Source organism: Arthrobacter sp. Bi26, from assembly GCF_918697925.1.
Taxonomy (GTDB): Bacteria; Actinomycetota; Actinomycetes; order Actinomycetales; family Micrococcaceae; genus Arthrobacter.
Genome location: NZ_CAKKMF010000083.1, coordinates 1 through 20,761, shown reverse-complemented (window position 1 = coordinate 20,761; position 20,761 = coordinate 1). Strand labels below are relative to the sequence as shown.

Genomic DNA, 20,761 nt, shown 5'->3' with positions numbered 1-20,761 from the left:
CTCCCGGAAAGCGGCGAGATCGGCGGCGCCTGCGTAGCTCATGGAACTGCGCAGGCCGGCGGTGATCATGTCCAGCAGATCCTCGACGCCGGGCCGCGCCGCGTCCACGTACATGCGGGACGTGGAGATGCCTTCCTCGAACAGGGCCTTGCGGTCCTTTTCAAACGCGCCCTCGCGCTGGTTGCGGTTCTGCACCGCCCGGGCGGACGCCATGCCGAAGCTCTCCTTGTACTGCCGGCCGGCGGCGTCGAGCTGCAGGTCCCCGGGGCTTTCGTGGGTGCCGGCAAACCAGGAGCCGATCATGACCTGGCTGGCCCCGGCGGCCAGGGCCAGGGCGACGTCGCGCGGGTAGCGGACCCCGCCGTCGGCCCACACCCGGCCGCCGGCTTCCCGCGCCGCGGCGGAACATTCGAGGACGGCGCTGAACTGCGGGCGGCCCACGGCGGTCATCATGCGCGTTGTGCACATGGCGCCCGGACCTACGCCGACCTTGACGATGTCCGCCCCGGCCTCGATGAGCTCACGGGTGGCCTCGCCGGTGACGACGTTGCCGGCGACCACCGGCACGCCGGGGTTGAGTCCCTTCACGGCAGCCAGGGCGTCGAACATTTTCTGCTGGTGCCCGTGCGCGGTATCGAGGACCAGCACGTTCACGCCGGCCGCCAGCAGCTCGGCGGCCCGCCCGGCCACGTCACCGTTGATGCCGACGGCGGCAGCCACCTTGAGTTTGCCCTCGTCGTCCAGGGACGGCCGGTAGAGCGTGGAGCGCAGGGCGCCCTTGCGGGTGAGCACACCGGCCAGGACTCCGTCCTGCTGCACGGGTGCGTAGTCTGTCCCCGCAGCATCCATCGCCTCAAAGGCGCGGCGAAGGGCCTTCACCGAACCGGCAGCATCCGCCGGGACCGCCGCCGGTCCGCCGCCAAACGATCCGGCATCCAGCAACCCGGCGTCCAGCACCAGCGGCTGGTGGCGGATGACGGAGGCCAGCGACGCGAAACGGTCCTGGCCCTCGCAGTCGGCGGCCCGGACAACACCGGCGACAGCGCCGGCCTCATCCACCACCACGACGGCGCCGTGCGGCCGCTTGCCCATCAGGTGGAGGGCATCAATCACGGTGTCCGTGGGCGCGAGCGTGACGGGGGTCTCCAGGACCGGGTGGCGCCCCTTGATCCAGGCCGTGACATCCCGGATGATATCGAGCGGCACGTCCTGCGGCAGGACTCCAAGGCCGCCGCGGCGGGCCATGGTCTCGGCCATCCGCTTCCCCGTCACCGCCGTCATGTTCGCCGCCACCAGCGGAATCGCCGAGCCGGTCCCGTCATCGGCGGCGAGATCGACGTCCAGGCGCGAGATGACATCCGACCGCGACGGCACCAGGAAGAGGTCGGAGTAAGTCAGATCGGTGGTGGGCTCATTCAGGAAACGCACGGCTGCTCCTTATGCTGGCACCCCCAGCTGGCGCCGTCGGCGCCGAAGGGGTTCTTCTTTGATTCTAGGGCGGTTCCCGGCGGGACCGGCACCGCGTCCGGCCCTGTGTAGGGCACCGTCTAAGGCACAGTGCAAGGCACCGCGTCGGGGCCGATTCTGCACCGCTTCTTCACTCCAATTCAGTGGCTGCGGGGACGGATCATGATTTGAGTCACGCTTATTGGCGGTTTGGCAAGAATCCTCACTAGACTGGCATGGGTCTGGGTTCACTGGACGCAGAGACTGGCTCAATCGTTGTGCCGATGCACCGTGGAAGCCAGAGGGAATCAAACTCATGGAAGAGGCGTATTTCAAGTGCCAGAGCAGCCTAGCCACCGTCTACCAGAGGAATTTGGCGGAAACGAGTGGCTCGTTGACGAACTGTACGAGCGTTACCAGCAGGACAAGAACACGGTCGACTCTAAGTGGTGGCCCTTGTTCGAATCCTTCGAAGCTAGTGACGCCTCTTCCGCCAACGGAACGTCCGGCACCGCGACAGCTGTGCATCCTGCCACCCGTGAACTTCCCGTCGTAGCGCCTGCTGCCGCTCCGGCAGCACCTGCGCCGGCCGCGCCCGCTGCCCCCGCAGCTCCCGCCGCGGCTGCGCCCGCACCGGCTGCCAAGAAAGCCCCGGCCACCGTCGCCCGGGACGGCGCCAGGACTTCCGACGCCGGCGCCGGCACCGCGCCGATCCCGGCGCAGCTGCCCAAGAACCTCAGGGCCCCGACGGCGCCCGAAGAGGACGTCGTCTCGGTCCTGCGCGGCCCGGCCAAGGCCATCGCGTCGAACATGGTCACCAGCCTGGAAGTTCCGACGGCCACGAGCGTCCGCGCCATCCCGGCGAAGCTGCTGATCGACAACCGAGTGGTCATCAACTCCAACCTGGCGCGCGCCCGCGGCGGCAAGGTCTCCTTCACGCACCTGATCGGCTACGCCGTCATCCGGGCCCTGTCCCAGTTCCCGTCGATGAACGTCTACTACGACGAGGTCGACGGCAAGCCCGTGGCTGTCCAGCCGGCGCACGTAAACTTCGGCATCGCGATCGACATGCCCAAGCCGGACGGCACCCGCCTGCTCATGGTCCCGAACATCAAGAAGGCGGAGACCCTCAACTTCTCCGAGTTCTGGCACACCTACGAGGACCTGATCAAGCGCGCCCGCAACGGCAAGCTGACCGCGGACGACCACTCCGGCACCACCGTGTCCCTGACCAACCCCGGCGGCATCGGCACCGTCCACTCGGTACCCCGTCTGTCCAAGGGCCAGGCCGCCATCATCGGCGTCGGCGCACTGGACTACCCGGCCGAGTTCCAGGGTGCCAGCGAGAAGATCATCGCGCACAACGCGATCAGCAAGGTCCTCACGCTGACCTCCACCTATGACCACCGCGTCATCCAGGGTGCCGGCAGCGGCGAGTTCCTCAAGCTCGTGCACCAGCTCCTGCTCGGTGCGCAGAATTTCTACGACGAGATCTTCGAGTCCCTGCGCATCCCCTACGAGCCCGTGCGCTGGAGCCCGGACCTGCAGGTGGACCCGGCCGACGAGATCAACAAGGTCGCCCGGATCCAGCAGCTGATCCACGCCTACCGCGTGCGCGGCCACCTCATGGCGGACACCGATCCGCTCGAGTACGTCCAGCGCAAGCACCCGGACCTCGACGTCCTGACCTACGGCCTGACCTTGTGGGACCTGGACCGCGAGTGGCCCACGGGCGGCTTCGGCGGCAAGCCGATGCTCAAGTTCCGCGACATCCTCGGCGTCCTCCGCGACGCCTACTGCCGCACCGCCGGCATCGAATACATGCACATCCAGGACCCCGCCGAGCGCAAGTGGTTCCAGGACCAGCTGGAGCACGCCTACTCGAAGCCGAGCCGCGACGAGCAGTTGCGCATCGTCTCCAAGCTCAACGCCGCCGAGGCCTTTGAGACCTTCCTGCAGACGAAGTTCGTCGGCCAGAAGCGCTTCTCGCTCGAAGGCGGCGAGTCCCTGATTCCGCTGCTGGACGCGATCATCTCCGACGCCGCCGACGACGAACTCGACGAAGTGGCGATCGGCATGGCCCACCGCGGCCGGCTCAACGTGCTGACCAACATCGCGGGCAAGACCTACGCCCAGGTCTTCCGCGAATTCGAAGGCACCCAGGACCCGCGCTCCGTGCAGGGCTCCGGCGACGTCAAGTACCACCTCGGCACCGAGGGCACCTTCACCTCGGACAACGGCAAGGAGACCAAGGTCTACCTCGCCGCGAACCCGTCCCACCTCGAGGCCGTGGACTCCGTCCTCGAAGGCATCGTCCGCGCCAAGCAGGACCGCCTCGACCAGGGCGAGGCGTTCCCCGTCCTGCCGATCATGGTGCACGGCGACGCCGCCTTCGCCGGTCAGGGTGTTGTCGCGGAAACGCTCAACCTCTCCCAGCTGCGCGGCTACCGCACCGGCGGCACCATCCACATCGTGGTCAACAACCAGGTCGGCTTCACCACCGCGCCGTCCTCCTCGCGTTCCTCCACCTACTCCACGGACGTCGCCAAGATGATCCAGGCGCCGGTGTTCCACGTGAACGGCGACGACCCGGAGGCCGTGGTCCGCATCGGGCAGCTTGCCTACGAGTTCCGTCAGCGTTTCCACAAGGACGTTGTCATCGACATGGTGTGCTACCGGCGCCGCGGCCACAATGAGGGCGACGACCCCTCGATGACCCAGCCGCTGATGTACAACCTGATCGAAGCCAAGCGCTCGGTCCGCAAGCTGTACACCGAATCACTGATCGGCCGCGGTGACATCACCGAGGAAGAAGCCGAGCAGCTGCTGCGCGACTACCAGGAACGCCTGGAGCGCGTCTTCGCCGAAACCCACGCGGCCCAGACGTCCCCGATCCCGATCATCACGGCCGATTCCGCCGCGGTGTCCGATCTCGAACGCCCCATGGCCCAGCAGTCCGATTCCGGTGTCAGCGCCCCGGTCTCCACCGCGATCTCTGCGGAGACCCTGGCCCGCATCGGCAAGGCCCACACCGACATCCCCGAGGGCTTCACCGTCCACGCCAAGCTCAAGCAGCTGCTGGAGAAGCGTGAAGCGATGTCCCGTGAAGGCGGCATCGACTGGGGCTTCGGTGAGCTTGCCGCGTTCGGCTCGCTCATCATGGAGGGCGTTCCCGTCCGGCTCGCCGGCCAGGACTCACGCCGCGGCACGTTCGTGCAGCGGCACGCCGTCTTCCACGACCGTGCCAACGGCGACGAATGGCTGCCCCTGTCCCACCTGTCGGATGACCAGGCGAAGCTGTGGATCTACGACTCCCTGCTCTCCGAATACGCCGCCATGGGCTTCGAATACGGGTACTCCGTGGAGCGCCCGGACGCCCTGGTGCTCTGGGAGGCGCAGTTCGGTGACTTCGTCAACGGCGCGCAGACCATCATCGATGAGTTCATCTCCTCCGCCGAGCAGAAATGGGGCCAGCGGTCCTCGCTGGTTCTTATGCTGCCGCACGGCTACGAGGGCCAGGGACCGGACCACTCCTCCGCCCGCATCGAGCGGTTCCTGCAGATGTGCGCTGAAGAGAACATGATCGTGGCCAACCCCACGACGTCGGCCTCGCACTTCCACCTGCTGCGCCGCCAGGCCTACAGCAGGCCGCGCAAGCCGCTCATCATCTTCACGCCGAAGCAGCTGCTCCGCCTGAAGGCCGCGGCGTCCTCCGTGGAGGACTTCACCACCGGCTCGTTCCGCCCGGTCATTCCGGAGCACGCCGAGCTGCAGGCCGACGCCGTCGAACGCGTGCTGCTGGTTTCCGGACGCCTGTACTACGATCTGCTGTCCACCCGGCAGAAGACCGAGAACAAGACCACGGCGATCGTGCGCGTCGAGCAGCTCTACCCGCTGCCGGCCGCCGAAATCGCCGCGGAGCTGGCCAAGTACCCGAACGCCGAAGTCGTCTGGGCGCAGGACGAACCGGCCAACCAGGGTCCGTGGCCGTTCATCGGCCTGAACCTGCCCGATGCCCTGGACCGCCGGGTCCGCCTCATCTCCCGCCCCGCCTCGGCCTCCACCGCGGCAGGGTCGATGAAGCGCCACTCGGCAGAGCAGGACAGCTTGCTCAAGCAGGCATTTGCACGTAAATAGCGTCATTGCTGCCCGGCCGGAGACTGAAACACAACCTTCCGGCCGGGCAGTTCTGTTTAATGGACTATTAGTGGTCAGCTTGATGGACAGCGTTGAAGTGAAGAGGTAGTCGTGGAAGATCGGAAGCTGCGGATCGCGGCCGTTGGGGACGAGCTGTTGGCCGGGCTCGGTGATCCGCGCGCCTTGGGCTGGTTGGGGCGGGTCCTGGCCCGCACGCCGCAGGACAGCGTCGCACTGGAGTGCTACTCCCTGCCATGCCCGGAGGAGGGCACGGAGGGAATTGCCGCGCGCTGGCTCGAAGAGGCAGGCCGCCGCTTCGGCAACCACCACGAAAACCGCCTGGTGATCGGCCTGTCCGGACGCGACATTGAGTTCGGCCTGTCCACGGCGCGCAGCCGCCTGAACCTGGCCAACATCCTGGACTCCGCCTCGCAGAACAAGATCGAGGTCTTCGTCGTGGGCCCGCCGCCCACGCTGGACCCCGCCCAGAACCGCAGGCTCGGCGAACTGAACACCGCCTTCGCCGACGTCACGACGCGCCGGAAGCACCTCTACGTCGACACTTTCTCGCCGCTGCTGAACCACGAGCAATGGCGCCAGGACCTCGCGGCCAACGGCGGCACGCCCGGCCAGGCCGGGTATGGCCTCATGGCGTGGCTCGTGCTGCACCGCGGCTGGTTCCAGTGGCTGGGCCTGGACGCACCGGAATAGGCCGGCCACCCGGCACAGGGCCGTACCGGGCCGCACCCGTCCCGGAATTTCGCGATATATCTTGACCTGGCAGGGGGTGCGATATATCGTGACTTCATAGTCGCGATATATCGTCAGTTGTACAGCCCCTTTCGCCTTTCCGGAGGAACCATGTCAGAGAACACGTGGACCGTGACCGGCCCGCAGACCATCGACGTCGACGGCGTCCGCTCCCTCAAGCTCGGCATCGTCCGCGGCCGCTTCGATATCGTCACCCATGACGAGGACGTGGCCAGGATCGAAGTCTCCGAAATTGTCGGCGATCCGCTGTCGGTTTCCGTGGTCAACGGCCGCCTGGAAGTCCGCCACCAGCTGCACGGGCCGCAGGGCTGGTTCAAGAACCTGATGGGCACCGTCAACAACGGCAGCAGCAACTCCGTGGTCATCAGCATTGCCCTGCCCGCCGGCGTCGAGGTCGAAGCCGGGACGGTGAGCGGCGACGGCATGGTCTCCGGGATCAGCGGCCACGCCCGGCTCAACACCGTCTCGGGTTCCGTGCTGGCCGACGGCACCTCCGGGGACCTGTCCGTCAACACAGTCAGCGGCGAGGTGATTGCCCGCAACCACCGCGGCGTCCTGACCGCCAAGAGCGTCTCCGGCGAAGTGACGGCCTCGGGGGAATTCAGCCACATCCGCGCGAACACCGTCAGCGGGGACCTGAACTTCGACCTGCAAGGCTTCACTCAAGATTTTGGCGCCAATTCAGTCTCCGGCGACGTCACCATCCGGCTTCCGCACGACATCGGCGTGGACATCGTCGCTAAATCCGCCAGCGGGGCGGTGGTCATCGATGACCTGAGGTACGCCCAGTCCAGCGGCACGGTGCAGACCATCGCGGGACCGGACGCCAAGCTGATGCTGGTCCGGACCAACTCGGTCTCGGGAAAAACGTCAATCTTCCACGGCCAGCCCACCGCGGATACCGAAACGGCCCTCTGATGCCTCCCGTCTTCGCCCACGGCGCGCTGCGGCTGTACCTGCTCGCCCTGCTCGAATCAGGCCCCAAGCACGGCTATGAACTCATCAAGGCGCTCAGCGAGCGTTTCGGCGGCACCTACTCCCCCAGCGCCGGAACCATCTACCCGCGCCTGGGCAAGCTCGAAGAAGAAGGGCTCGTGGCCACCCACACGGAGGGCCGCCGCACCAACTACAGCATCACCCCGGCGGGACTCACAGAGCTGAACAGCCGGCGGGACGAACTCGCCGGCGTCGAAAACGACATTTCGGCCTCGGTTCGGCGGCTGGCAGACAACCTGCGCCAGGACATCCGCGTCAACATGCGCGGCCTCCGGGCCGATCTCGCGGCAACGGCGGAGGCGGCGCGGACCTCGGCCCGCGCCGCGGGCTCTGCCGGCAGCGCGGGGAGCCCGTGGTACTCCCCGGAGGGCGAACGGCGGCTGAAGGAGGCGGAAATGCTGGTGCAGGCCTTCCGCGACGACATGCGGGTGGAACTGCGGCGCCACGCCGGGAGCCATCCCGTCACGGCCGTCACGCTCGAAACGGTCAAGACCGTGCTGGATCAGGCCCGGATCTCGATCCGCAATTCGCTGGAGGACTGACCCCGCGCGCAACCTGGCCGTGCCTGCAGCGGCGGGCGGGCCCCCGGTTCGCGGCGGGTGCCGCGATGTGGGAGACTTGAGGGCAGCTCTTTTGAGTACCAAGATTAAGGAGGCCAGCTATGAGCAAACGTGCACGTAAACGTCGTGACCGTAAGCGTGGCGGCGCGAACCACGGTAAGCGCCCCAACGCCTAAGCAAAGCTTGGAATGACAGCTTTAGACGAATGACCCCGGAGTCCTTACGGCTTCCGGGGTCATTTGTTTTCCAGGTATGGAGCCGGGCTCAGGCTTCCACAGTCCGGATCGAGTGAATCCGGTCCAGGATGGAGTTTTTGAGGTTTTCCGGAGCTGCTTCGGTGCACGAACGCTTGACCATCACGCGGATGACACATTCGAGGTCGTACTGCTCCAGGCACTCCGGGCAGCTGTCCAGGTGGTCCTTGATCTCTGCGATGTCGTCACGCGTGAGCGCACCATCCAGATATTCATAGATACGTTGCATCCGGGCGTCGTCGCAGTCGCCCAGTCCCTGGCAGTCGCTCATTTCCTGTTCTCCTGTTTGTTGCTGTCGGCCGCGGCGCCTGACTCGGTTGCGGCCCTGAATCCCAGTTCGGCGGCATAGTCCGCAAGCATGTCCCGCAGCATCTTCCGGCCGCGGTGCAGCCGGGACATGACGGTCCCGATGGGGGTGTTCATGATGTCTGAAATTTCCTTGTACGCGAAGCCCTCGACATCGGCGAAGTACACGGCCAGCCGGAACTCCTCCGGAATCGACTGGAGTGCGCGCTTTACATCGGAATCGGGCAGGTGGTCAAGGGCCTCGGCCTCGGCCGAACGCAGTCCCGACGACGTGTGCGACTCGGCGCGGGCGAGCTGCCAGTCCTCGATGGTGTCCGAATTCGACTGCAGCGGCTCACGCTGACGTTTCCGGTACAGGTTGATGTAGGTGTTGGTGAGGATGCGGTACAGCCAGGCCTTCAGATTGGTTCCGGGCTTGTACTGGTGGAACGCGGAAAACGCCTTTGTGTACGCCTCCTGGACCAGGTCCTCGGCGTCGGAGGGATTCCGGGCCATCCTCATGGCCGCCGAATACAACTGGTCCACGTACTGCATGGCGTCGCGTTCAAAGCGCACGCGGCGCTCTTCCGCCGACTCGGTGGAGAGGTCCAGGGGCTTTCCGTCCACCTCGGTTTCCAAGGCGGCGGCCGCGCCGGCGTCCGGTGTCTTGGTGGGCGTGGCGTCGTTTCCGGCAACCTCGTGCATGGCCGCAACGGCCGGGTCCATGGTGCTCATTGCGTTCAAGTCTACTGTCACCTTCCACCGGGCACCCGGAACAGCCGGAGGCGCGAGGGTCCATGTTTGCCCGGAACGGGCTTCCGGTTCCGTCCTGTCCAACACCCTCGTCAAATCTCTGCCTTCCGTAGCCTGCTGGGATCTGCCTTTCACAACCACGTCCGGCGGGCAAATATTCCGCAAAAGTGCAAGACTAGAACCGGTTCCCCCGCAGTGAAGCCGCGGTTCGTCCATCCAGGAGGAAATTCATGTCGTTTGTCCGCTTTCTCGCCCGGCCCATGCTCGCCTCCAGTTTCGTCCTCGCCGGCATGGACAAGCTCAAGAACGCGGATGACACTGCGGCACAGCTGTCCCCGTTGCTGCGCCGCACGGCCGACGCACTGCCGTTCCAGCCCAACGAAAAAGTCCTGGCCCGGGTGATCGGCGGCACCCAGATCGGTGCAGGCGTCTGCTTCGCCCTCGGCAAGTCCGCCCGGCTGGCAGCCACCCTGCTCGCCGTCATTTCGGTCCTGAACAGCTACGTTGAATGGCGCAGCGCGGACATCTCCTCAAAGGAAGCCCGCGACGCCCGCCGCAAACAGCTCCTGAAAAACGTCACCCTCACCGGCGGTGTGCTCCTCGCCGCCGTCGATACCGCCGGCAAGCCCAGCCTGGCCTGGCGCGCCGGCCACCTGGCCGCGGATGCCAAGAAGAGCGCCGGACACCTCGCCGCCGATGCCCGGAAGAACACCAACAAGCAGCTGAAAAAGGCCGACAAAGTCGTCCGCAAAGCCGTAGACCACTCAGCCGGAGCTTAAGACGGTAATGACTGGCACCACCCCCTCTGCAGCTGCCCTTTCCCACCCTGCCGGCCCCTATTCTGCCGACGTCGGTCCGCACTGGCCCGCACCCTTTGCCGCACGGCCGGTCGATGCCACTGTCACGGTTCCAGGCTCCAAGTCCTTGACCAACCGGTACCTCGTGCTCGCCGCCCTCGCGGACGGACCGTCCCGTCTGCGGGCCCCCCTGCACTCCCGGGACTCGGCACTGATGATTGAGGCCCTGCGGCAGCTGGGGGCAACCGTCACGGAGGTTCCCGGCGACGGCGCCTTCGGCCCCGACCTGGAAATCATCCCGATCAGCATTGACGGCGACGCGGCGGACACCGCGATCGACTGCGGCCTGGCCGGCACGGTCATGCGCTTTGTGCCTCCGGTCGCGGCGCTGCGCCGCGGTGAGTCCCGCTTCGACGGCGACCCGCACGCCCGCAATCGCCCGATGGGCACCATCATCGAGGCCCTGGCCGGTTTGGGAGTGGCAGTGACCGCACCCGACGGCGGTTCGGCGTCGTCGTTGCCCTTCACCGTCCACGGCACTGGCGAAGTACGCGGCGGCCACCTCATCATCGACGCCAGCGCATCGTCCCAGTTCGTCTCCGCCCTGCTGCTGGCGGGGGCCCGCTTTACCGAGGGACTCCATCTCGAACACGTCGGAAAGCCCGTGCCGAGCCTGGACCACATCAACATGACCGTGGCCGTGCTGCGCGGGGTGGGCGTGGCGGTCGATGACTCGGTGCCGAACCACTGGGTCGTCTCCCCTGGCCCGATCCGCGCCTTCGACCAGCGGATCGAGCAGGACCTCTCGAACGCCGGGCCGTTCCTCGCGGCGGCCCTGGCCACCCGCGGCACCGTGCGGATCCCGAACTGGCCCGCGAAGACCACGCAGGTCGGTGACCTCTGGCGCGGCATCCTGACCGCTATGGGCGCAACCGTGACAGTGGACGGCGGCACCTTGACCGTCAGCGGCGGCCCGGAGATCAAGGGCGGCGACTTCGACGAGACCAGCGAGCTCGCCCCCACCGTGGCGGCGCTTTGCGCCCTCGCCGCCGGCCCCTCCCGGTTGAGCGGCATCGCCCACCTCCGGGGCCACGAAACGGACCGGCTCGCTGCCCTCGTCACCGAAATCAACCGCCTCGGCGGCGACGCAGAAGAGACCGCCGACGGTCTTATCATCCGCCCGGCCACGCTGCACGGCGGTGTGGTGCACAGCTACGCGGACCACCGCATGGCCACGGCCGGCGCCATCCTTGGCCTTGCCGTGCCCGGCGTAGAGGTCCAGGACATCGCGACCACGGCCAAGACCATGCCCGATTTCCCGCAACTCTGGGAAGCGATGCTGGCACAGGGATCCGCCGCAGATGAGGACACCGCCGGTGGCACGCAGCACTGATTCCTGGGACGAGTCCGACGTCCGGATCCGACCGAACAAGAAGGGCACCCGCCCCCGCACCAAGGACCGGCCCAGTTACGACGACGCCGTGACCGGACGCATCATCACCGTTGACCGCGGCCGCTACACCGCCGTCGTCGGCGAAGGAACTCCCGACGAACGCAAGATCATCGCGGCACGGGCCCGGGAGCTGCGCCGCAACCCCGTGGTCGCCGGCGACTTCGTGTCCCTCGTCGGGGACGTCACCGGCGAGCCCGACACCCTCGCGCGGCTGGTCAAGATCCAGGACCGCAAGACGCTCCTGCGCCGCAGCGCCGATGACACGGACCCGATCGAACGCGCCGTCGTGGCCAACGCCGACCAGCTGGTTGTGGTGGTCGCCGCCGCCAATCCCGAGCCGCGGACCGGGTTCATCGACCGTGCACTGGTGGCCGCGTACGACGCCGGCATCGAGCCGCTGCTGCTCGTCACCAAGGCCGACGTCAAGGATCCCGCCGAGCTGCTCTCCAATTACCAGCACCTCGATTTCCCCGTCATCATCTCCAAGACCGCGGACTCCGCCGCTTCCGGCATCGACGCCCGTTCCGACGACGGGCTTTCCGCCCGGCTCGACAAGGACGCGGTGTCCCAGCTGCGCGACTACCTCGACGGCAAGGTCACCGTGATGCTGGGCCATTCCGGCGTCGGCAAGTCCACCATGGTCAACGCCCTGACCGGGGCCGAGCGGGCCACGGGAGGCGTCAACGCGGTCACCGGCCGCGGCCGCCACACGTCCTCCTCCGCCCTGGCGCTCAAAGTCAACGATGCGCCAGCCGGCAGCTGGATCATCGACACCCCAGGCATCCGGTCCTTCGGGCTGGCCCATGTGGATCCGGACCGGATCCTCCGCTCCTTCCCGGACCTGGAACCGGGCACCGACGACTGCGAACGCGGCTGCAAACACGACTCCACCGCCGTCAATTGCGGCGTCGACAAGTGGGTTGCGGCCGGGCACGCGGGGCCCTCCGGACCCGCCAGACTCGCGTCCCTGCGCCGGCTGCTGGGCACGGATCCGCGGCTGGAAGCGCAGGAAACCAAGGAACTTGGCACCGTTTCCTAAGCCCGCCCGGCAACAGGGCCTGCGGCGCCGTGCCGCGGCCTCCCGCCCGGCGGCCCGGTTTGACGGTAGTTTGGAACCATGAGCCAACCCGCTTCGAGCTACAACGATGACCTGCGCCTTGCCCATGTACTGGCAGATTCGGTCGATTCCCAGACCATGAGCCGCTTTAAGGCGCTCGACCTTCGGATCGAGACGAAGCCCGACCTCACGCCCGTGACCGATGCCGACAAGTCCGCCGAAGAGGCCATCCGCGGCCAGCTCTCCCGGTCCCGTCCGCGCGACGCGGTCCTGGGCGAAGAATTCGGCAGCTCGGGCCACGGCTCCCGCCGCTGGATCATTGACCCGATCGATGGCACCAAGAACTTTGTCCGCGGCGTCCCGGTCTGGGCCACCCTGATCGCCCTCGTCGATGAGGGCGAGCCGGTGGTCGGTGTCGTCAGCGCACCGGCACTGGGCAAGCGCTGGTGGGCCGCCAAGGGTGCGGGCGCCTACACGGGCCGCTCGCTCGCCGCCGCCACACGGCTGAAAGTATCCAACGTCTCCAAGCTCGAGGACGCCTCGCTGTCCTACTCCAGCCTTGGCGGCTGGAAGGAACGCGGGAACCTGGACGAGTTCCTGGGCCTCACCGAGGAAGTGTGGCGTACCCGCGCCTACGGTGACTTCTGGTCGTACTGCCTCGTGGCCGAGGGGGCTGTGGACATCGCCTGCGAACCCGAGCTGAACCTCTACGACATGGCCGCGCTGGTGCCGATCGTGACCGAGGCCGGCGGCCGCTTCACCTCGCTCGAGGGCGAGGACGGCCCCTTCGGCGGCAACGCCCTCGCCACCAATTCGATCCTCCACTCGGAAGTCCTCAAGCGGCTCAACCCCGGACTCGACGACCTCCTCTAGGCTCAATCACGGCGCAATCGAACAAACTGCGGCGGCAGCCCCCACCCGGGGCCTGCCGCCGCTTTTTGTTCGACGAACATGCGTTTTTCGCACGTAACAATCCGCTTCACAATCGCTGGCCGTCTTTTCCCCGGCTGCGCGGATGTCCTACGCTCGATGCAGGTCACGAGTGCCAGCGCTAAACCCCGGTTTGCTGGCCGGCAACCCTCCAGACGCGGTGGGGTGCCCCGGGTGACGACCTGGCCGGTCCGGAACGGACCCGGCAAGCGCGGATTCCCATGATGTGGGGTCCTGGTCGAGTGAGGTCCCATGACAACTGCCATTTTTCCCGCAGCCCCCGAATTCCACGCCGCTGCGGCCCGTCCGCTGGCCGCCGTCACCGGCGCCGAAATCCAGGCCCCGCTGATCACCGGCGGCCACGCCCGCTACGCCAACCTCGACTACGGCGCCTCCGCCCCGGCACTGTCCGTCGTCTCGGCCTACTTGAACGAAATCCTGCCGTACTACGCGAGCGTGCACCGCGGCGCCGGCTACGCTTCGCAGATCAGCACGTCCGTCTACGAGAACGCCCGGGACATCGTGCGGGACTTCGTGGGCGGCCGGCCGGACGATTCGGTGATCTTCACCCGCAACACCACCGATTCCCTAAACCTGCTGGCCGGCTGCCTGCCGCTCCGCGACGGACGGCCGGTGGGCGAGGTCCTCTACCTCGACATCGAGCACCACGCCAACCTCCTGCCCTGGCAGAACGTCCCGCACCGCAGCGTCGTGGCCGCCCCCACCCTCGCGGCCACTGTGGACCGCCTGCGGGACGAGCTCGCCCGCGGCGGCGTGAGTCTGCTGGCCGTCACCGGCGCTTCCAATGTCACCGGGGAGATCCTGCCGATCCGGACTCTTGCCACACTGGCGCACGAGTACGGCGCCAGGATCGTCGTCGACGCCGCGCAGCTGGCCCCGCACCGGCGGATCGACATCGCCGCGGACGACGTCGACTACCTCGCCTTCTCGGGGCACAAGCTTTACGCCCCGTTCGGCGCCGGCGTGCTGGTGGGGCGGACGGACTGGCTCGACGCCGGCACCCCGCACCTGGCCGGCGGCGGCGCGGTCCGGGACGCCCGGCTCGACTCCGTCAGCTGGACCACCGGACCCGCCCGGCACGAGGGCGGCTCGCCGAACGTCCTCGGCGCGGCCGCCCTGGCCCGCGCCACCCAAGTGATCGCGGCCCTGGACCCGGAGCAGTGGCAGGCCCACGAGGACGCCATCCGGTCCTTCCTCGTCGAGGGTCTGCACGGCATTGACGGCGTGACCGTTCACCGGATCTTTGCCGATTCGACTCCCGCTTCTTCCCCCGGAGTCGATCTGCCGGGCACCGGCACCATCGGCGTCGTGAACTTTTCGGTGGAAGGCTACGACGCCGGGCTGGTGGCCGCCTACCTGTCGGCCGAACACGGCATTGGCCTGCGCGACGGCCGCTTCTGCGCCCACCCGCTGCTCAAGCGGCTCGGCCTGCCTGCAGGCTCCCTGCGCGCCAGCTTCGGCCTCGGCTCACGGCTGGAGGACGCCGAGCGCCTGTTGGCCGGCCTGCAGCAGCTGCGGCAAACGGGACTCGGCTGGGACTACGTGGTGGACGCCGGCCGCTGGGTGCCGGCCAACGATACCCGCAGCTACCCTCACTGGGCGCCGAACACCCCGGGCACCGCTGGTGCCGCGCCGTGCACGGAGGACTAGGCACGGCGGACTAAGCAGGCGTACTAACCCGAGGCAGGATCAGGACCCCAGCGCCGGTGCGGTAAATTCGAAAGGTATCTGAAACCAGCAGGACCTTCCCGAAGGAGATCGCACGTGGCAAGCGGCGGACCCCAACTGCACAGTAGCTCCAAACTGCACAGTGGTTCCAAACTGCACAGTGGCCCCAAACTCCACAGCGGCCCCAAACTGCACAGTGAACGTCGCCAGGAACTCGGACAAAGCTTCCAGGACGGCGGGGAGCACTATGAACGCGTCCGCCCTAGCTATCCGCAGGAGTCGGCCGACTGGCTGATTCCGGCGGGGGCCAAGGACGCCGCGGACATTGGCGCCGGCACCGGAAAGTTCACGGCGCTTCTGGCAGAACGTGGACTGCGCACGGTGGCTGTTGACCCCTCAGCGGACATGCTCGAGCAGTTGCGCCGGACCCTGCCCGGTGTCACCGCCATCGAGAGCAGTGCCGAGAAGACGGGCCTGGAGCCAGAGACGTTCGATCTCGTCACGGTCGCCCAGGCATGGCACTGGTGCGACCCTCGCCTGGCCAGCGCCGAGATTGCCCGGATCCTGCGGCCGCACGGCGTGCTGGGCCTGATCTGGAACCAACTGGACACCGCTGTGCCCTGGGTGCACCGGCTCTCACGCATCATGCACGCCGGGGACGTCCTCAAGCCACACTTCCGCCCGCCGGTGGGCCCCGAGTTCACCGGAGTGGAGAGCCACCTGACCCGGTGGGAGGATTCCGTCACCACGGAGGACATCCAGGAGCTGACCAAGTCCCGCAGCTACTACCTCGCGGCATCGGAGTCCACCCGGGCCAAAGTCATGGCCAACCTCGACTGGTACCTGCACGAGCACCTGGGCCACGCCCCCGGCGACGTGCTCCGGTTGCCTTACCTGACCCAGACGTGGCGGGCCTTCCGGATTGCGTGAGGCCATCGCCGGGGCTTATCGTTTCGGTATACCTAATAATTACTTGTAGTCGCACAAAACTTTGACACTGGCTGCTATTCCGGCCAGCCAATCATCGCGTCAACGTGGACGCGCCAAATCACAGGAGCGGCAGTGCTGGATGTAAAGGGCCACGAGCAACCGCCCCAGGGCGCACAGACCTACAAGCATCCGGGTGCCCGCAGGGCGCTGATCGGCCTGTTGGGGCCAGCGTTCGTGGCGTCAATCGCGTACGTGGACCCCGGAAACGTGGCCGCCAACCTGACCGCCGGCGCCCAATACGGCTACCTGCTTGTGTGGGTCCTCGTGGCCGCCAACATCATGGCAGTCCTGGTCCAGTACCAGTCCGCCAAGCTCGGGATCGTCACGGGCAAGAGCCTCCCGGAGATTCTCGGCGAGCGGCTCAAGCCCTTCTGGCGGCGCGCCTTCTGGCTGCAGGCCGAAGTCGTGGCCGCCGCCACCGACCTCGCAGAGGTAGTGGGCGGGGCAATCGCCCTGTACTTGCTTTTCGGACTCCCACTCCCCCTCGGCGCCGTGATTGTCGGCGCGGTGTCGATGCTCCTGCTCGCGGTGCAGGCCCGGCAGAAACAGCGGCCCTTCGAATTCATCATCATGTTCCTGCTCGGCATCATCACCATCGGCTTCCTCGCCGGGCTGTTCATCAGCCCGCCGGATCCGGGGGCGGCCCTGGCCGGGCTCGTGCCCGGCTTCCAGGGCCCGGACACGGTGCTGCTGGCCGCCAGCATGCTAGGCGCCACCGTCATGCCGCACGCCATCTACGTCCACTCGGCCCTGTCCCGGGACCGGCACCGGCCAGACGAACACCAGCATGTTCCCCCGGCGGCCGTCGCGCGCCTGGTCCGGGCTACCCGGTTCGACGTCGTGGCCGCGCTGGCCATCGCCGGCCTGGTCAACATCGGCATGCTGCTCCTTGCCGCCTCCACCCTCGGCGGCGAAGAGGGCACGGACACAATCGAGGGCGCGCACGCCGCCATCACCGCCAACCTCGGGCCCATCGTCGGCGTGATCTTCGCAGTCGGGCTGCTCGCGTCCGGCCTGGCATCGACGTCGGTGGGCTGCTATGCCGGCGGAACCATCATGCAGGGTCTGCTCAAGATCCGGATCCCTGTCATGGCCCGCCGCGTGGTGACCCTGATTCCGGCCGTTGTGCTGCTGGCAGTCGGCTTCGACCCCACCTGGGCACTCGTGTTGAGCCAGGTGGTCCTCAGCTTCGGGATTCCCTTTGTCCTGGTCCCGCTGGTGGTGCTGACCAGCAATAAGACCCTGATGGGCCGGTTTGCCGACGGCCCGGCCCTCCGAGTCGCCGCCATCATCAGCGTGGTGCTCGTCGTGGCACTTAACCTGGTCCTGCTGTGGCTCACTTTCTCCGGAGGCAGCTGAAGGTAGGCTTAGGTCTGTGAAGACCAGTACGCCCTCCTCCTCGATCGAGGACTACGTCAAGGTCATCTATTCGTTCACCGAGTGGCAGCGGAAGCCGATCACCTCCACGCAGCTGGCGCAACGCCTTGGCGTCGCCAACTCCTCGGTTTCGGAAATGGTCCGCAAGCTCAAGGACCAGGGCCTCGTAGACCACAAGCCCTACAGCGCCGTCACGCTGACCAGCGACGGCGTCCGGCTCGCCCTGTCCATGGTCCGGCGGCACCGGCTGATCGAGACTTTCCTCGTCCGGGAGCTCGGGTACCGCTGGGACGAGGTCCACGACGAAGCAGAGCTCCTTGAGCACGCCGTCTCCGACACCTTCATTGAACGGATGGCCGCCAAGCTGGGAAACCCGACACGGGACCCGCACGGCGATCCCATCCCCGCCGCGGACGGCTCCGTGCTGGTGCCCGCCGCCCACCGGCTGAGCGAACTCGACGACGGCCATACCGGCCGGATCACGCGGATCAGCGACGAGAACCCGGAGCTCCTGCGCTACCTCGCCGCCGAGGACATCGATCTCGACGCCGAAGTGGAGGTGGTGGGCCGGAGGCCGTTCGGCGGCCCGATCGTGGTGCGGATCGGTTCCGCCGCGGAGCCGCGGGAATTCGATTTTGCCGAGGAAGTCGCTTCGGCCCTCTGGGTCCACAGCGACGCCGCGCACGCAGGCTGCAGCGTTACCGGCCCATGAGTGAAAAGTGAGCTGAGTGAAGAGCGTGCTGGACGAGCGCCGGGCCGCGCCGCGCCCCGGCGTGCCGGGCTGGAAAGCCTGGTCCGCCGTCGCCGTCGGCGGGCTGATCGGAACTGAGCTGCGGTTCGGCGCCGGCCTGATTTTTCCCGAAAGCGCCGGCGCGGTGCCATGGACCACGCTGGCGATCAACGTGGCCGGGAGTTTCATCCTGGCCACCCTGACCACCATCTGGATCGCGCGGCCACAGACGGCCTTCTGGCTGCGTGCCGGTATCGGTCCTGGCCTCCTGGGGTCCTTCACCACCTTTTCAGCGCTCGTGATAATCCTTGACCAGCAGATCCGCGCCGGGTTCCACGCCACATGGCTGGCCTACCTCGGGCTCTCGCTCGTCCTCGGTCTCGGGGCCGCGGCCGCCGGCTGGAAAACCGGCAAAGCGATTGCCGACCTCGGCGGGGGTGCCCGATGATGACCGCGCTCGTGGTGGGGTTATGCGGGGTGGCGGGAGCACTGCTGCGGTTCGCCGTCGACTCCTGGTTTGCGCACCATCAAGGTTCCCGTCCGCACTGGCCGTGGGCAACGTTTGCGGTCAACGTCGCCGGATCGTTCATCATCGGTTTGTCCGTGGGCCTGACCGGCCACCTGGAGTTGGGAGCCGACTGGCACGCCGCCATCGCGACCGGGCTGGCCGGCGGCCTGACAACCTTCAGCTCATGGACCACAGCAACGGTCCGTCTGGTCAGCGAAACCCGTTACCGGGCGGCGGCGCTCAACATAGGCTCGAATCTCATCGCGGGCCTCGCGGCCGCGGCCCTCGGACTCTTCCTCGCCGGCTAAGACTCCCCCAGCCCGCTGATGGCCTGCCTCAGCCCGGCCAGGACCGGGCCCGCGAGCGAGTGTGTCGAGCCTTACACCGGGGCGTCCCGGTGGCTCCGGGCCGCCGTCGTTCCCGTATCGTTGAAGGATGGTTACCCGACGTGAAGCAGCCCAGATCCTCGACATTCCCCTGGAGATGGCGCACCGTCACGGCATCCCCTCCCGGCTGTCCGAGGCCGAGCTCGGCGAGCTGCTGGACAACCCCCCGGCATGGCTGGTCCAGTCCAAGGCAAACCGGACAGGCAAGCGGCCCATTTGGGTCCAGATCACCTGCGCCGTCTGCGGATTCTCCGAAGCCGCACGGCCCAAGAAATGGTGGCCGGACTTCACCTATGTCTGCTGCGCCCACCATGAGGCCCGCGACATCCCCGTCCTCGGCCCCGGGCTCGTGCGCAGTGTGTACGACGGCGTCGGCAGCCGCTTCGCAGGGATCGTGGACGCCGCGGTTCCCGAGGCGTAGCTTAAAAGACGGGGCTACTCCGGGCCCCTGCCGTGAGGGAGAGCACCATGCCTGACAAGACGCCGCACCAAAGCGTGTCGAAAAAGCCGGTTAAAACGATCAAGGAAAAACGGGCCGAGAAAAAGGCGAAGCACATCGTTGATGCCCACACCGATCCAGTGGCACACATCAAGAAGCGCTGAACACTCAAAGGGGCCGGAAGCCGTTGCTTCCGGCCCCTTGCTGTGTCCCCTAACTTGTTCGTTTGCCGGGCCCCGGGGGCATTGGGGCTCACCCGAAACGGATGATGCGGCGGGACTCCCGTTGGCGCTTTAGTGGTCTTGGGATCCAACCGTCATGTCCCCGATTCCGTGGCCCTGTCCGCGCGAGGCCGTTCCAGCTATTGAGCAGTTCCACCTGTTGGCCGCCCGGCCCGGCACCGGAATCATTCGACGCGGGTGGTGACGCCCCGGCAGGGACCGCCCACACTAAGACCAGTGCGCCAGACAGCGTGCTCGACACAGACCGGAGGAATACCAGTGACAACCACACCGGAGACTGAGGCCCACGGGCCGGTCGACTTCGTACTCCTCGAGTTCCCCGTGGCGGGACTGACGGGACGGGCGAGTGAGGAACTCGTCAAGCTCGTCGAGCAGGGCGTGATCCGCCTATTCGATCTCCTCGTCGTCATGAAGAATGACGACGGCACTGTCGAGGTGCTCGAACTTACCGACCCAGGTGGTCCGGCGGCGGGGTTCTCCTACTTCGACGGCGCGCAGACCGGGCTTTTGGGCGATGACGATATCGCCGAGGCATCGGCCGCGCTTCTCCCAGGGACGGTTGCCGCGCTGATTGTCTACGAGAACATCTGGGCGGCACCGTTCGTGGCGGCGGTACGCGACAGCGGGGGCGAACTCATCGCGAGCACCCGGATCCCTGCGCCGGACGTGATGGAAGCCCTCGACGCCCTCGAGGCCCGCGACGCCGAGTCGCCGGCACCTGCCGCGGCGCCGTTACCTGACGCGTAAGACCTGACACATCATAAGAAGCGATCCGACGGGAGAAAATTATGGGACTTCTTAGGGGTATAGGGCGGACGGCGGTCGTTGCCGGGACAGCCAGTGCGGTCAGTGGCCGCGTCCAGCGCCGGCAAGCCAACAAGTTCGCCGAGAAGGACGCCGCGACCGCGGCCAAGCAGCAGGAGGCCTACGATGCGCAGATGGCCCAGCAGCAACCCCCACC

At 67.2% G+C, this 20,761-nt stretch carries 20 protein-coding genes and 1 riboswitch; of the genes, 17 read left to right on the top strand and 3 right to left on the bottom strand.

Features of this window, described 5'->3' with window-relative positions; genetic code table 11:
* Positions 1-1,428 (bottom strand): GuaB1 family IMP dehydrogenase-related protein (locus LQV16_RS18545; RefSeq protein ID WP_229995353.1); only part of this gene is annotated, 1,428 nt, incomplete at its 3' end.
* Between the two features lie 354 nt (positions 1,429-1,782).
* Here LQV16_RS18545 and LQV16_RS18540 point away from each other — a divergent pair.
* The 4 genes from LQV16_RS18540 to LQV16_RS18525 all read left to right on the top strand — a co-directional run bounded on the left by LQV16_RS18540 (position 1,783) and on the right by LQV16_RS18525 (position 7,892).
* Positions 1,783-5,583 (top strand): multifunctional oxoglutarate decarboxylase/oxoglutarate dehydrogenase thiamine pyrophosphate-binding subunit/dihydrolipoyllysine-residue succinyltransferase subunit, encoded by a 3,801-nt coding sequence (locus LQV16_RS18540; RefSeq protein ID WP_229995352.1) that lies wholly within the window; start codon positions 1,783-1,785, stop codon positions 5,581-5,583.
* Positions 5,584-5,694: 111 nt separating this feature from the next.
* Positions 5,695-6,294, top strand: a complete 600-nt coding sequence (locus LQV16_RS18535) for a GDSL-type esterase/lipase family protein (RefSeq protein WP_026538458.1) — start codon at positions 5,695-5,697, stop codon at positions 6,292-6,294.
* Between the two features lie 150 nt (positions 6,295-6,444).
* Complete coding sequence (locus LQV16_RS18530) at positions 6,445-7,272, top strand: DUF4097 family beta strand repeat-containing protein (RefSeq protein WP_229995351.1); 828 nt, start codon at positions 6,445-6,447, stop codon at positions 7,270-7,272.
* Positions 7,272-7,892 (top strand): PadR family transcriptional regulator, encoded by a 621-nt coding sequence (locus LQV16_RS18525; protein WP_229995350.1) that lies wholly within the window; start codon positions 7,272-7,274, stop codon positions 7,890-7,892. Before LQV16_RS18530 ends, LQV16_RS18525 begins: the two co-directional genes overlap by 1 nt.
* Before the next feature lie 282 nt (positions 7,893-8,174).
* On the opposite strand, the gene rsrA is transcribed toward LQV16_RS18525, so the two are convergent.
* Complete coding sequence (rsrA, locus tag LQV16_RS18520; protein WP_229995349.1) at positions 8,175-8,435, bottom strand: mycothiol system anti-sigma-R factor; 261 nt, start codon at positions 8,433-8,435, stop codon at positions 8,175-8,177.
* Positions 8,432-9,205, bottom strand: a complete 774-nt coding sequence (locus LQV16_RS18515) for a sigma-70 family RNA polymerase sigma factor (protein ID WP_290369395.1) — start codon at positions 9,203-9,205, stop codon at positions 8,432-8,434. The genes rsrA and LQV16_RS18515 overlap by 4 nt, the downstream gene beginning before the upstream one ends.
* A 227-nt stretch (positions 9,206-9,432) precedes the next feature.
* Between LQV16_RS18515 and LQV16_RS18510 the strand changes: the two genes are divergently transcribed.
* From LQV16_RS18510 to LQV16_RS18455, 13 genes are all read left to right on the top strand, one after another.
* Positions 9,433-9,981 (top strand): DoxX family protein, encoded by a 549-nt coding sequence (locus LQV16_RS18510; protein ID WP_229995347.1) that lies wholly within the window; start codon positions 9,433-9,435, stop codon positions 9,979-9,981.
* Between the two features lie 7 nt (positions 9,982-9,988).
* Entirely contained in the window at positions 9,989-11,392 is a 1,404-nt protein-coding gene (aroA, locus tag LQV16_RS18505; RefSeq protein ID WP_229995346.1) for a 3-phosphoshikimate 1-carboxyvinyltransferase, read from the top strand.
* The gene (locus LQV16_RS18500; protein ID WP_229995345.1) at positions 11,376-12,491 is read left to right on the top strand and encodes a ribosome small subunit-dependent GTPase A; all 1,116 of its coding nucleotides are present in this window, start codon (positions 11,376-11,378) and stop codon (positions 12,489-12,491) included. The genes aroA and LQV16_RS18500 overlap by 17 nt, the downstream gene beginning before the upstream one ends.
* 78 nt (positions 12,492-12,569) lie before the next feature.
* The gene (hisN, locus tag LQV16_RS18495) at positions 12,570-13,382 is read left to right on the top strand and encodes a histidinol-phosphatase (RefSeq protein WP_229995344.1); all 813 of its coding nucleotides are present in this window, start codon (positions 12,570-12,572) and stop codon (positions 13,380-13,382) included.
* A 161-nt stretch (positions 13,383-13,543) separates the two neighbouring features.
* A riboswitch (SAM riboswitch) is annotated at positions 13,544-13,657 on the top strand.
* A 34-nt stretch (positions 13,658-13,691) separates the two neighbouring features.
* The gene (locus LQV16_RS18490; RefSeq protein ID WP_229995343.1) at positions 13,692-15,110 is read left to right on the top strand and encodes an aminotransferase class V-fold PLP-dependent enzyme; all 1,419 of its coding nucleotides are present in this window, start codon (positions 13,692-13,694) and stop codon (positions 15,108-15,110) included.
* Positions 15,111-15,281: 171 nt separating this feature from the next.
* Positions 15,282-16,058 carry a class I SAM-dependent methyltransferase gene (locus LQV16_RS18485; protein ID WP_229995356.1) on the top strand — a complete coding sequence of 259 codons (777 nt, stop codon included), beginning with the start codon at positions 15,282-15,284 and terminating at the stop codon, positions 16,056-16,058.
* Positions 16,059-16,265: 207 nt separating this feature from the next.
* Complete coding sequence (locus tag LQV16_RS18480) at positions 16,266-17,477, top strand: Nramp family divalent metal transporter (protein WP_229995355.1); 1,212 nt, start codon at positions 16,266-16,268, stop codon at positions 17,475-17,477.
* A gap of 16 nt (positions 17,478-17,493) precedes the next feature.
* On the top strand, positions 17,494-18,207 hold the full coding sequence (locus tag LQV16_RS18475; protein WP_229995342.1) for a metal-dependent transcriptional regulator: 714 nt from the start codon (positions 17,494-17,496) through the stop codon (positions 18,205-18,207).
* A gap of 16 nt (positions 18,208-18,223) precedes the next feature.
* Positions 18,224-18,673, top strand: coding sequence for a CrcB family protein (locus tag LQV16_RS18470; RefSeq protein WP_229995341.1), 450 nt, complete (start codon positions 18,224-18,226; stop codon positions 18,671-18,673).
* Positions 18,673-19,041, top strand: coding sequence for a fluoride efflux transporter CrcB (crcB, locus tag LQV16_RS18465; protein ID WP_229995354.1), 369 nt, complete (start codon positions 18,673-18,675; stop codon positions 19,039-19,041). Before LQV16_RS18470 ends, crcB begins: the two co-directional genes overlap by 1 nt.
* A gap of 127 nt (positions 19,042-19,168) precedes the next feature.
* Complete coding sequence (locus LQV16_RS18460) at positions 19,169-19,540, top strand: hypothetical protein (RefSeq protein WP_229995340.1); 372 nt, start codon at positions 19,169-19,171, stop codon at positions 19,538-19,540.
* A gap of 47 nt (positions 19,541-19,587) precedes the next feature.
* The gene (locus LQV16_RS23590; protein ID WP_290369394.1) at positions 19,588-19,722 is read left to right on the top strand and encodes a hypothetical protein; all 135 of its coding nucleotides are present in this window, start codon (positions 19,588-19,590) and stop codon (positions 19,720-19,722) included.
* A gap of 336 nt (positions 19,723-20,058) precedes the next feature.
* On the top strand, positions 20,059-20,547 hold the full coding sequence (locus tag LQV16_RS18455; protein WP_229995339.1) for a DUF6325 family protein: 489 nt from the start codon (positions 20,059-20,061) through the stop codon (positions 20,545-20,547).
* Positions 20,548-20,761 lie beyond the last annotated feature (214 nt).